A 13,284-nucleotide genomic window follows, 5' to 3' on the forward strand; every position below is an offset into this window, starting at 1 on the left:
GCCCGGCGCCCGGTCGAGGGCCGTGAGCACATCACCCGCTTCCTGCTGGGCATTGCGGAGCAAGTGCCGGACGACTTTGCGGTCGAGTTCGTACTCGTGAACGGGCGGCCTGGATTTCTCGCGACGGTCGACGGGGAACCGCAGAGCGTGTGGGCCTTCCACGTGCGCGACGACCGGATTCAAAACGCCTACGCTGTGCTCAACCCGGAGAAACTGGCACGAGTAATCGAAGATCGTGGCAGACGCTGACCGCAGTATCGTGGATGGGTCCCCCTCTTCTCGGCCTTGCTGAGCCGGAACTCGTCGTTCACACGGCGCATCCTGCTCGCGGAGAAGACATTCTACGAGCCGAAGTCGTAATCTTCCCGGCAGAGGCCTTGACCCTCTGACGACATGGTAGATCTTGGAAGCGCATCCATCCCGCCTCACCGTCCTTCTACGCTCTCACTATGCCCGACGACAAGCAGACGAAGGTTCTCCTCGACGCCGGGGTGATTGAGGACTTCGCGCTGCCGGAAAAAGAGACCGCAGACAGCCTGGCGGCAGTGCCGGAGGTGGGGTAGCACCCCTCAACTCACGTATCCTTCGGTCCGATGGTGGGCCGTGGAAGGCAGGGGGGATACTGTCGGAAGAGTATCATTACCGTATCACAACACCGCCTTTCCAGTGGGCTAATCTGGGCTTGCTATCAAGTGGGTGTTGCAGTCGGGCGAAAACGTCCCCCGGCTGTGCGGGAGGCAAACGGTCAGCATCAACCGCCTCTCGGACACCCCCGCACACTTTCTCTAGCAAGCCCCGAGTGCACATGAAAACGCCCCACTACCGCTTACTCTATTTCCTTTTCGCCTTCCTTGCATTCACACTCATCACCCCCCTTCGCGGATACGCCCAGTCGACGGGCGTCGTGCAGGGACGCGTCGTCGACGCGGCGAACGGAACGCCGCTGCCCGGCGCAAACGTCGTGGTCAACGGCACGAGCATCGGCACGTCCACCGGCCAAAACGGGCGCTACCAGCTGCAAAACGTGCCCACCGGCCCCCAGACGCTGACGGTGTCGTTCGTGAGCTACCAAGACACGAGCCGGACGATCGGGATTGAGGCCGACGCTCCCACGACCCTCAACTTCGAGCTCCAGAGCCAGGTCCTCAAAGGCGGCGAGGTCGTCGTGACCGGATTGCGGAAAGGGCAACTTCGGGCCATTAACCAAAAACGGCAGTCCATGGCGATGATGGACGTTCTGAGTGCAGACGCCATCGGAAAGCTCCCCGACCAGAACGTGGCCGAAGCCGTGCAGCGCCTGCCCGGAATCAGCATTGAAACGGACCGGGGAGAAGGCCGCTTTGTGCGCATTCGGGGGACGGCGCCCGAGCTCAACAACGTCACCCTCAACGGCCAAACCATGGCCTCGACGACGGAGTCGCGCGCGACGGCGCTCGACCTTCTGCCGTCGAGCATGATCTCAAGCGCCGAGGTCATCAAAGCCGTCACGCCGGACATGGATGCCAACGCCGTCGGCGGCACAGTCAACATCAACACCTTGACGGCCTTCGATCGGAAGAACTCCTTTCTGTTCGGCACGGTCAACGGCCTCATGCGCCAGCAGGTGGTGAGCTACGGAGATTCGAAGCTTCCCTTCCGGGCCAGCGTGACAGGGGGCACAAAGCTTGGAGCAGCGGACCAACTGGGAATCGTCCTGTCGGCCAGCGCCTCTCGACGCGACTTCGGAGCGTCAATATTGGACCCGGACGGCTGGAATCAAGTCAACAGCCGCTTCATCCCCGAAGAGCTGGAGGCGCAGATCGAAGACAACGAACGAAAACGGTACGGGGGAAATCTCAACCTCGATTACCGGCCGACCGAGAGCACATCCTTGTATCTCCGGAGCCTCGTCACCCACACCGAGGAGATTCGCAAGAACTCAGAGTACGAGTTCGGATTCGAAGGCGACGTCACCAATCAGTCGGCGAATACGGGGCGCTACCCTGCCGGTTCGGCAGAACTCGACTTGAGTTATTCCGACGACGACGAAACGCTTTACTCCTTCAACCTGGGGGGCGAGCAGCAATTCGGAGACGTCATCTGGAACGTCGACGGAACCTACACGCGTGGCTATTTCCACTACTCCGGTCCGGACGCCACCTTCGAAACCGACGAGGCGGACCAGAACATGCTTTCGGCAACCTACGACACCGGGCCGTACTTCTTTAAAATCAACCCGGACAATCCGTCGTTCGTTCAAAACCCGGCCAACTACCCCATCCGCTCGGTCGACGTCCAAGATCAAACGAACACAGAGGACACGTACATCGCCTCGACCGACCTCCGCCGGAACCTACGGATGGGGGACGTTACCGGCTACCTGAAGATGGGCGGCAAATTTCAGCTTCGGAATAAGATTGTCGATCGGGCGGAGTCCCAGTACCTGCCAACCCCGGCCGCCCCCACGCTCGAAACCTTCTTTGTCCCGGCGACCAATACGGCTCAGCCGAACAGCCCGACGTTCGTGCACGGAAACGTCGAGGCCTTCAGCAACTACGTCGATGAAAACGTCACCGACGATCAGCTCTTCTCGCTGGATGTAGAGGAAACCACGATTGAGCAGGTCATTGAAGACTCCGACAGCCAGGAGGGCATCTATGCCGGATACGGCATGGCAAGCGTCACCCTCGGCCCCCTCAACGCGCTCGGCGGCGTGCGAGTGGAGCGTACCGAAACGGAGGTGATTCGCAACGAGCTGCAGGCGGACGACAACATCACCGAGGACGACATATCGGAGGAAACGTTCGTCAACAGCTATACCAACGTCTTGCCGTCGTTGCACCTGCGGTACAATGCGACGGAGGATCTCATCTTCCGAGCGGCCTGGAGCAACACGATTGGACGCCCGGATTACGATTTGCTCGCCGCCTTCGAGGAAGTGTCCACCGACGGGACGACGCAAATCAGCATCACCCGTGGAAATCCCGACCTGGTGCCGTACCGGGCCACGAGTCTCGACGCTTTCGTCGAGTACTACCTGCCCATGGGCGGACTGATCTCCGTCGGCGGATTCTACAAACACATTGACAATCCGATCTACCAGGACGAGCAGGAATACACCAACTTTACGTACGAAGGCGTTACGTATGACGAGGCCACGGTTGAGCAAACTGTAAACGTCGATGCGGGACGGCTTCTCGGAGCCGAGGCAACCCTGAACGCGCTGTTTACCTTCCTGCCCTCTCCGCTCGACGGGGTTGGGCTTTCGAGTAATATCGCAGTCGTCAATTCGGAAGTGAAGGTGCCCGGGCGAGAGGGCGACCTTCCCTTCTTCGGCCAATCGGACCTCGTGACCAATCTGGCCCCGTACTTTCAGAAGTGGGGAGTTCAGGCCCGAGTGGCCTGGAGTTACCAGAGTGCTGCGCTCGCTGAACTGGAGGCGCCCGGCAACGACCGGTACGATGCCCCCTACAGCACGATCGACGCGAGTCTCAGTTACGACGTGCCTCTGCAGTTCGCGAAAACGGACCTGACGATCATGGGCAAGGTGCGAAATATTACGAACGAAGCCGAGGCCCGGTATCAGGGCGATCCGAGCCGGTACGACCGGCACGTCATCTACGGGCGCACCTTCTCGATCAGCGTCTCCACGAACTTCTAGCCCCCACGATCTCGTCTCGTGGTTCTTCTCACGTGCCCCTTTCCTCCTCGCGGGGGGAAGGGGTTGCGTGTGTATTTCCCGTTGCTCTCTCCCACGACGCTTTTTTCTCAATGACTCGATTCGACGCTCACCTTCTCGTGTTCTTCTCCCTCTTGCTCCCCCTCAGCCTGGGGCTCTCGTCGTGCTCGACGCCGTCGCCCGGCTCGTCGGACACGGCGCAACCGTCCCCCGCCTCGACGGCAAAGACCGCGGAGCTGCCCTCCGCGACCCCGAGTCCCTATCCGGATCGCATCGTGCTGAGCTACGCCGAGGACCCGGCCTCATCCCTCAGCGTCACGTGGCGCACCGACAGCACGGTGACGGACGCCAAGGCGCAGATTGCTCCGGCCCTCGGCGCGCCCTCGTTCTACACGAAGGCCAAAACCGTGAACGCGGAGACGCAGGACCTCCACACGCACAAGGTGACCGGCGAGCACGTGAACGCCGAGTACCACTCCGTCACCTTCGACGGCCTGATGGCCGACACGCTCTACGCCTACCGCGTGGGCGACGGTGAACACTGGAGCGAGTGGTTCCACGCCCGCACCGCCGCCCGGCAGCCCGAGCCGTTCTCCTTCGTCTACCTCGGCGACGCGCAGAACAACGTGCGCTCCCACTGGTCCCGGGTCATCCGACAGGCGTACTCCGACGCCCCGAACGTCGACTTCATGATCCACGCGGGCGACCTCGTGAACAACGCCCACCGGAACGTGGAGTGGGGCCACTGGAACGAGGGCGGCGGATGGATCCAGAGCATGGTGCCCAACGTGCCGGTGCCGGGCAACCACGAGTACGAGGGCTACCGCTCGTGGCAAGAACAGGATACCTTTCAGGTCGAGGCCGAGCTCTCCGGAGCCACGATGACGGGCACCCTTACGGAACCGGATGGGGGCTCGGAGTCCCTCACGGCCACTGCGCAGAACGTCTCCCCGTCCGACGAGAGCTATCCTGCCGGAACGTGGAGTTACAACGTTGACGACGGCGATTACACCGGCACGCTCCGCATCGAGCAGCGCTCGCCGGGCTACAGCGCCACGATGATCGCCGACGACGGCCCCGAATTGCCGCTGAAGGACGTGTCGATCGCCGAAAATACGTTCACCGGCCACTTCTTGATGGAGGTGGAGAAGGAAAGCCCGGAGAAGCTGTCGATCCACTGGCACCCGCAGTTCGCCCTTCCGCAGAACGGGCCGAAGGGCATGAAGGAAACCGTCTACTACCTCGACTACCAGGGCATGCGCATCATCGGCCTCAACTCCAACGTCCGCGACTCCTCGCGCCTCGCACGGCAGACCGAGTGGCTGGAATCGACGCTCCGGGACGCGGAGCAGGACGAGGACGTCCGGTGGACCGTGGCGACCTTTCACCATCCGATGTTCTCCTCCGGCGAGGGTCGCAACAACGAAACGCTCCGCAAGATGTGGACGCCGATCTTCGACGAGTACAACGTGGACCTCGTGATGCAAGGCCACGACCACACCTACGCCCGCGGGCGCCTCACGAACCTGGAGCAGGGGGTGAACGCGCGGTCGCCCAAGGGCGGCACCGTCTACGTCAACTCCGTGAGCGGCGCGAAGATGTACGACATCAAGCCCGACCGCTGGGAGGACTTCGAGGGCATCACGATGGAACGCGGGGGCGAAAATACGCAGCTCTATCAGGTGGTGCGCGTCCAGCAGGACACGATGAAGTACCGGTCGTACACGGCCACCGGACAGCCGTACGACGCGTTCGACCTCGTCCAGCGCGAGGGCGACGCGCCGAACGAGATGATCGAGCGACCGCCCGCGAATGCGGAGGAGCGGACCCACGAGAATACGCTGAAGTACACGCGGCCATAGTGCCCGGAGGCCCTCACTTCCTGGAATCGGCAGACGGCTCTTCACCGCCTCTGCTCACCGGCTCCCTCGGCGACACACGACGCTCGCCGGGGGAGTCGTGGTTGTTTTGGACACTGCGAGTGCTCTACTGATTGCCTTTTCCCCTTTACACTCACACGACGTACAATGACCCATTCGATTCGTCCCCTTCCGTTTTTTCCCTCCCTGATCCTGCTGGGGGTCCTCTTCCTTCTTGCGGGTACCGGCTGCGGCACCGGGGCCGATGACTCCCCCAAGATGGAGGACGTGTCGCCCGCCCGCCAGACCGCTTTTCGCGTGCGCTCGAACGTTGACGCTGGGCTGAATGCCAACGCGGGATGGGCCGGGCCGCTCAACGAGTCCGTGAGTCTGCCGGTCGAGGCTCCGTTTCGGCTTCGATTTGAGGTGGAGACGCCCCTGGATGCCCCGTTCGTCGAGCGCTTTCGGCTGCAGTACCGGCGCAACGGCGGCCCGTGGCGCCCGGTCCCGGCCGCAGACTTTCCGTACGCCCCGTCGGAGGTAACCGCACGGGTGAGCGTGGTCTCCACCGCCGCCTACGAGGACCTCGCAGATGCCGCCGATCTGCTCGACGGATCGACGGCGGCGTATGCGGGCGGCGCCGGCCTGCGCCTCACCGGCCAGGCCCCCGCCCTCCCGGATCACGGCGTGCAGAGTGAGTGGGAGTGGCCGCTGGTCATCCGCCGTTACGCGGACGGGGCCGTGACGAACGAGGCGGGCGATCGGTTCGAGTTTCGAATGGTGGACGTAAAGGGCCGTCCGCTGGCCGCTGACACATTCCCGACCGTAACGACCACCGTTCCCCCCCGGCTGCTGGGCGGCACCTATCCCGAAACCCCGAGCCGCCTCGGCCCCTGGGAGGCCTCCGACGGCAGCCTGTACTTCCTGATGGAGCCGGCGGAGTCCTACAACAAGCTGATGACGGTAAAATCGGAGGACGGCGGGCAGACGTGGCGGGAAGTGGACGGTGCCCACCGCCCCGCAACGGGCGACCTGGAAGGCTTTGCGTCGGCGATGCACGAAGGGACGATCCACATGCTGCACCAGATCGGCGACGGAGTCCTGCACCACTCGTTCCACACGAGCGATCATTCTACCGACCCGGACACCTGGGCCGTGCGGGACGACACGGTGGCGACGCCCGGCGAGCCGCCCGTGCAGGTCACGTCGATCACCGCCCGATCGGACGGAAGCCTCGTTGGGATCTACGGTGGGCCGCAACACCTCTACTACAAGATCCGAAGCCCCGAGGGCACGTGGGGAGCGGAAACCACCATTCCCAGCCAGACGGACGATCCGCTCTCGGGGCCGCAGTCGGTGCGCGGGACGGACGATACGGTGCACCTGGCGTACACGCGCCGCGACGGCACGGCGTGGTACCGCCGCATCCGGCCGGACGGCAGTCTCACGCCCCCCCGGCAAATCTCCTCCAATCTGGGGACCACCGAGACGGACGCCGGCTCCGTTCTCCCGCTCGTGCACCTTCCCGAGACGAACACGACCGCCATCCTTTACCGCCGAGCGGACGGCACCCTGTGGGCCCGCCGAGCGGATTCAAACGGACAGTTGAGCGCCCCGGTGCAGGTCACCGAGCGCCGCGTCGTGCAGAGCGCCGCCGACTCCGACCAGGTGGGGGCCGACGCCGTCGCCATCGCCTCGTCGGTCCACGTCCTGTTCATTGAGAACGGCACGGGCCACCTCTACCACATCCGCAGCGACGAACCCGGCACCTGGACACCCGCCACCCTCGAAGTCGACAGCGTCAACGCCCAGTGGGTCCGAGGGCAGCCGGTTCGACAAGGGCGCGCCTACGGCTACGTGTACGACGCCGGGTCGAACGGGGGATCGGGCATGAATTGGTACGGCGAGGTGCCGGTGGGCGAGCAGTAAATCGAATGCACTCGCAGTTACCGAGCGGTTCGGTAAACCTCCGGAGACACAAATCGAACGAATACGTCGAAAACCCGCTCCTACAACACCTGCCCCTCGGCGTTGAGGCGAACGAGGAAGGCGCGGCGCGGCCCATCGTCTGCATAGTGCAGCTTCAAGCAATCTCTTTTGCATTGAAGTCATCTTGAGCGGAGCGAAGCAGGCAATCCGAGCAATCTAGGATTGCCAAGATTGCCAGAGTCGAAAGATCTCTCCAAATGTAGCGGAAACGCTGGATTCGAAGAGATTCTTCGGTCTTCCGACGGCTGTCGGAATCCCTCAGAATGACGAGCCCTTTCAATGCACAGATAACCTCTTGATCTTGCAATAGGGCGTCGCCCCGGCGAGGATGAAGCCGCCGTCCTGCGTGCGGCGGAGCGCCTGACTGCTGCGGGCCGTGATGCCCGGACGCTCGTACAGGCTGTTTACGACCCGGCCGTTTGGGCCGACGGTCACGAGGCGGAGTTTATCCGTGTCGTTCGTCAAAATGCTTGTCCGGATGAGCCCGGCGTATCCCGACCCGTAGGGGTGAACGGCCAGCAATTCGCCGCCCTGCAGGTCGTCGCTGACACGGGAGCCATCGTAGAGACGCGACCACAGCACGCGGCCGTTCGCATCGAGGCGCGTCAGATTCGGGGTGGGAATGGTGCCGTCGGTCGGGGCGAGGACGCCGTGGCCAATGCCGCCGACGACGAGCCCCCCGTCGGACGTTTGCAGCAGATCGAGACCGGCGTCGTAGTACTCCGTCCCGAAAATCTGTTCGGACAGCGGCGGCGGGTCCGGTGGACCGGCAGTGTCGCAGCCACCCAGCAGGAGCGTACTGCTCAACAAGACGAGAAGGAGATGGCTCACGTCGTGCAGCATCGGTCGGAGGGAGGAAATGGGCGTTGCCGTTTGTCTTCGTACACGTGAAGTCGCGGGGATGCCCATTTCCCGATTGAACGTCTCCCACTCCTGGTGATGAGGCACAACTCATACGATCTGCGACTCTTCGTTATGCATCTTTTCCCTTCGAATCCGCTTGCCCCTGCTCGATTTTGAACTTAAAAATGTGATCGGGTCGGGAACACGGGATTGCGCCCGTGCTCCCTCCCACACCACCGGACGTACGGTTTTCCGTATCCGGCGGTTGAGTCACTGGCCCTCCAGGGCCACAAAATCTGATGGCAGCAAGAACCCATAGCGGCGCAGGCACTTGTTCGAAAGCGCCTCGTGCATGACCGGATGGCGGGCCATTCGCCACGCCCCCCGGCTTGTTGAGACAACCCTTAGTCTCCGGCCCGTGACTCCCAGGCGTCGGAGCCTCGTAAGACGCCCGCGCCCGTCGTGCCACCGCTGCCAGAAACATTTACGGATGTGACGCCGGATCCAGCCTTCCAGCCGGAAGATACTCTCCCGATCGGTTGCCGTCCGGAAATAGGCCCACCATCCGCGGATGTATCGAAGCCACCGGTCCCGCAGGTCGCTGCTCTGTCCGTTCTGCCTCCCGTCCCACATCTTGCGAACTGTCGCCTTCAACCTGGAGAGCCGATCCGGGGTCACCTCGATCTCGCGGTCTTCCGTGATCCTGAATCCCAGAAACGACTGTTCCCAGGTCCGACCCCTGTCGCTTTTCTCCTCGTTGAGGCGAAGGCGCAAGTGCTTCTCGATCCACCGTTTGATCGACTGGTAGACGCGTTCTGCTGCCCGCTCGCTTCCGACGTAGATGTTCACGTCGTCGGCGTACCGGGCAAACTTGTGTCCGCGCTCTTCCAGTTCTTTGTCCAGCGGGTCGAGGTAGACGTTTGCCAAAAGCGGCGAGAGCGGCCCGCCTTGCGGCGTTCCCTTCTCCCGGGCAGTTACTACGCCCCCGCTCATTTCTCCGCTCCGCAGGTACTTTCCGATCAAGCCAAGGACGCGCTTGTCCCGAATCATCTGGCCGATTCGGTTCATCAGCACGTCGTGGTTAACCTCGTCGAAAAACGAGGCGATGTCGAGATCGACGACCCAGTCTTTGCCCTCTTCGGCAAAGCCACGGGCCGCCTCCACTGCTTCCTTCGCGCTCCGGCCTGGACGAAACCCATAACTGGAGTCGCTGAAGGTCGGATCGAAGATCGGCGTGAGCGCTTGCAAGAGCAGCTGCTGCACAAACCGGTCGAGCACCGTCGGTATCCCAAGAGGGCGCTTCCCGCCGCTCGGCTTCGGGATCTCTACTCTCCGGACGGGGCTCGGTACGTAGGTCCCCTCCAGAAGCTTTGACCGAATCGTCGGCCAGTGCTTCCGGAGGTGGGCTCGCAATTCGGTCGTTCGCATCCGGTCAATCCCCGGCGCTCCCTTGTTGGCCTCCACGGCCTTGAGGGCCTTCCCGGCATTGTCCGCATCGACAACCGTTTCCATCAAATTCTCGTACATAAGCGTTCTGTCGGGAGGTTCGCCGACCGGATCACGCGCGCAGAGCCCCTCACAATGGGGACCCTCGCAGAAATCACCCCTTCTCTGCCCCTGGGGCTGCACCCCTCAGCGTCGAAGATGTCGGCACTTGCCGCTCCGGATTCCATTCTGTGCTTTCCGGCCGAGTTCCTCCTCTAGCTTTTGTTGAGACTCTTCGGTCCTTCCCCCGATTCGGAGTATCCTCTTCGGAGCTTCCTCCACTTCGGGGTACTATGACCTCTGCTGACTTCTCGGCGGCTTGCGTCGCCGAGATCTCCCCAGGTAAGGACTGCATCTGTTCCCTCGTGCTGCCGGGCTCTACCTGGCGCACCTTGATGAGGATTGGGCTTTGCCATTCCTAGCTGGCTTGCCGCGTGCGTAGGGCCTCGCTGCCCGTTCGTGTTCCTACAGTCGAGGGGTTGCCTTCCGCTTCCTTCAGCCTCTGCCTCGCGGCAGCGGCCTTGCGGTTTGGCTACAGTTGCTCTCATCAGCTCTGGCAAATACGTTGCAATTTGCAAGATACAATCCATGCTGGGCACACTAGGGACGACCGGCGGGTCGTCCCTACATCGGCGAGGGAGGCCAATTTTGCCGCTGTCGGATCTCTCGAACAGGTCTGATTCGTGTCAGACGCGTGTCGAAGAATCACGGTTGACGCGGCACTCGCCGCCTTATACTATCGTTTCAGGATCACTGTGCAGGTTTCCGATGGTCGTCGAGATCAGCAAATCCGGCGGAATAGAACTCAAACCTGGCTGTAGAGACGCCCGGGCCGGTCGTCTCTCCGTGGACGGGTGGGATCGCAAGTGTACATCGAAAGCTCGCATTCGGCATTAGTGGACCGACTCCCCGGTTACTCGGACCACCAAATGGTCGCATGCCGCTGCACGGATGGCAAGATTCAGGCGTGGGACGTGTTTCCGAAACCCATCCGGATAGATGATACCGGATGCGAGCAATCATTATACAGTTTGGCCCATTCCGATCGCGCAAGGCCGCATGGCGGATGCGACCCCACGTTCGCAGTTGAATTTCAATTCCAGCCGAGGGAGACTGGTAAACACCAAGAGAACGGTATACAGCGAACCTTCGCAAACGGTATTAGGTCTCGGTGGGTGGACAAACTCCACTCTTCAGGTGTAGCAAGTGGCGGTTCGAGACACTGGCATTTCGCCCCCCTTGATCGCAGAAGTCGGCGTAGAATCCCACCACGAGTAGAACTGGTCGTCATGAGTGAGAATCCCACCACGAGTAGAACTGGTCGTCATGAGTGAGAATCCCACCACGAGTAGAACTGGTCGTCATGAGTACCGCACTTTTGGGCACACTCTCCGTTTTCCGGCCTTCGGGCATGGGCCTCTCCAGGGAGGTCCGGTCGAAAATTGCGACCCACCGATTACTGAGCCTGCTCGGGGCCTTTTTCGTTCTCTTGTTCGGACCGTTGTACGCGGTCTCGAATCCGAGTGCGGTCGATCCGGTGTGGGCACGGTGCGGGGTGGCCCTCCTCTTCATCGTTCTCTTCGTGGGCTCGTACGTGGTCGAAGCGGTGTGCCGCCGCTACGTCGAGTGGATGCGGGGGGTGATTTATGTCCTCATGGCCTGGTTTGCGACAGTCACCGTGGCAAACGGCTTTGCCGGCAACTACGCACTGGGGCTTCTTCTCGTGTTTGCGGTGCTAGCAGTCGTCGTTGGCCTGGGCGTAGAGACCGGGACGCCCGCATTTCGGTTTTTGGGGTTTGGGGTTGCGTTTACCGGTGGGGGCGCTCTGCTTGGCCCCGAGCCGCAGATAAGCCTTCCCATCTTGCTTGTGTCGATGGCTACGGTGGGCATCGTCGGTGGCATTGTCATTCAGGCCCAGATCGAGATCCGCGAGGAGATTCGGGAGGCGAAGGAAAAGGCGCAGGAAGCCAATCGACTCAAGACCGCGATGCTCGCGAACATGAGCCACGAGCTCCGCACGCCGCTGACCGCGATCAATGGCTTCGCGGAGGTCCTGAAGAATAACCTTGAGGGACAGATGCAGCACTTTGCGGAGAGTATTTACCGGAGCGGCCAGCGCCTCCTTCAGACCCTTCGCTCGGTGCTTCGGCTGTCTCAACTGGAAGCGGGGACCTTCGAACTTGAGTCCGAACCCGTCGATCTGGCTGAGACGGCACGGGAGACGGCTCGTCGCCTCGAACCAGAAGCGGAGGAGCATCAGGTTGCCCTCCGGGCGAACCTGCCGGAGGACCCCGCGTGGGCCGAGGCCGACGATTCGGCGACTGTTCGGATCACCGAGAACCTTCTGGAAAACGCGATCAAGTTTACGCCGGAGGGTGGGGCCGTAGAGGTGCGCGTCTACGAGGAGAACGAAGAGGGCGTCCTGGAGATCGAAGACACGGGCATCGGGATTGAAGAGGCGGCGATTCCGAAGGTGTTCGAGCCGTTCCGGCAGGAGTCCGAAGGCCTGGATCGGGAGTACGAGGGGACGGGCCTGGGACTTCCCATCACGAAGGAGCTCGTCGACTCGCTCGGGGGCTCCATTGAGATTAGCACCGAGAAAGGGGAGGGCACCTGCTTTACAGTTCGGCTTCCGCGGAAGCAAGACGCATCCAGCATGGAAGACTCCTGAGCAGACCTTTTGCGTTGTCTGTGGGGATCGGGCTCCCGTGGGGGAGCTGTCCCGCGGAATGGGCTGCACGGGCGTTTCCTCTCCCCGACCCTGAAAATTGCTAAGGGGCACGGGGGAGGGAGCGGCCGCCTGCCTTTCGGGTGAGGGGGACGAAGAGGAACGCAGAAAACTCGGAGGGGGCACGTCGAATCCAGCCTAACTGCCGCCCACCCCCTGGACTTTTGCGCCGGACTACCCCACTCGTGCGAAGCCGAGCCCGTCCTCGGCGTAGGAGGTCTCGTAGCGGCGACGGAGCCGCTCGTGCTCGTCGGCCCGCAGGTGCGGATCCCGCTCCACGAGCGCAAAGGCCGCATCACGGGCATCTTCGAGAATTGCGGTGTCCTCCGTGATGTCGGCGATCTTGAGGTCGGGCATGCCGCTCTGGCGCGTGCCGAAGAAGTCGCCCGCGCCGCGAAGCTGGAGGTCCGTCTCGCTGATTTCGAAGCCGTCGTTCGTGCGCACCATCGCCTGCAGACGCTCCTTGGCCTCCGCGCTTTTCTTGTAGCTAGCCATGAGGATGCAGTAGCTCTGCTGCTCGCTCCGGCCCACCCGGCCGCGCAGCTGGTGCAGCTGGCTGAGGCCGAACCGCTCGGCGTGCTCAATCATCATGACCGTCGCGTTGGGCACGTCCACGCCCACCTCGATGACGGTGGTGGCCACGAGGAGGTCGATCTCGCCGTCCTTGAAGCGCTGCATCGTCTGTTCCGTCTGGTCGGACGGCAACTGGCCGTGGGCGAGGC

7 protein-coding genes and 1 pseudogene are annotated in these 13,284 nt (G+C 62.4%); 5 read left to right on the top strand and 3 right to left on the bottom strand.

Annotated elements, in window-relative coordinates; genetic code table 11:
• The 4 genes and pseudogenes from ABEL04_RS03240 to ABEL04_RS03255 all read left to right on the top strand — a co-directional run.
• Positions 1-249 (top strand): annotated as a pseudogene (locus tag ABEL04_RS03240) (hypothetical protein); the annotation flags it as partial.
• 556 nt (positions 250-805) lie between these two features.
• Positions 806-3,640 carry a TonB-dependent receptor gene (locus tag ABEL04_RS03245; RefSeq protein ID WP_375800947.1) on the top strand — a complete coding sequence of 945 codons (2,835 nt, stop codon included), beginning with the start codon at positions 806-808 and terminating at the stop codon, positions 3,638-3,640.
• A gap of 110 nt (positions 3,641-3,750) precedes the next feature.
• Entirely contained in the window at positions 3,751-5,520 is a 1,770-nt protein-coding gene (locus ABEL04_RS03250; RefSeq protein WP_375800948.1) for a fibronectin type III domain-containing protein, read from the top strand.
• A 165-nt stretch (positions 5,521-5,685) separates the two neighbouring features.
• Positions 5,686-7,446: an exo-alpha-sialidase gene (locus ABEL04_RS03255; protein ID WP_375800949.1), complete on the top strand. Its 1,761-nt coding sequence runs from the start codon at positions 5,686-5,688 to the stop codon at positions 7,444-7,446.
• Positions 7,447-7,782: 336 nt separating this feature from the next.
• On the opposite strand, the gene ABEL04_RS03260 is transcribed toward ABEL04_RS03255, so the two are convergent.
• Together ABEL04_RS03260 and ltrA are read right to left on the bottom strand one after the other, a co-directional pair.
• Positions 7,783-8,337 (bottom strand): hypothetical protein, encoded by a 555-nt coding sequence (locus ABEL04_RS03260; RefSeq protein ID WP_375800950.1) that lies wholly within the window; start codon positions 8,335-8,337, stop codon positions 7,783-7,785.
• Positions 8,338-8,619: 282 nt separating this feature from the next.
• Positions 8,620-9,876 carry a group II intron reverse transcriptase/maturase gene (ltrA, locus tag ABEL04_RS03265; RefSeq protein ID WP_375800951.1) on the bottom strand — a complete coding sequence of 419 codons (1,257 nt, stop codon included), beginning with the start codon at positions 9,874-9,876 and terminating at the stop codon, positions 8,620-8,622.
• A 1,321-nt stretch (positions 9,877-11,197) separates the two neighbouring features.
• Between ltrA and ABEL04_RS03270 the strand changes: the two genes are divergently transcribed.
• Positions 11,198-12,505, top strand: coding sequence for a sensor histidine kinase (locus tag ABEL04_RS03270; protein ID WP_375800952.1), 1,308 nt, complete (start codon positions 11,198-11,200; stop codon positions 12,503-12,505).
• A 231-nt stretch (positions 12,506-12,736) separates the two neighbouring features.
• On the opposite strand, the gene ABEL04_RS03275 is transcribed toward ABEL04_RS03270, so the two are convergent.
• On the bottom strand, positions 12,737-13,284 hold a 548-nt coding region (locus tag ABEL04_RS03275), incomplete at its 5' end, for a helicase-related protein (protein WP_375800953.1).

The sequence above is a fragment of the Salinibacter sp. genome (genome assembly GCF_042218895.1).
In the GTDB taxonomy this organism is placed as follows: Bacteria; Bacteroidota; Rhodothermia; order Rhodothermales; family Salinibacteraceae; genus Salinibacter.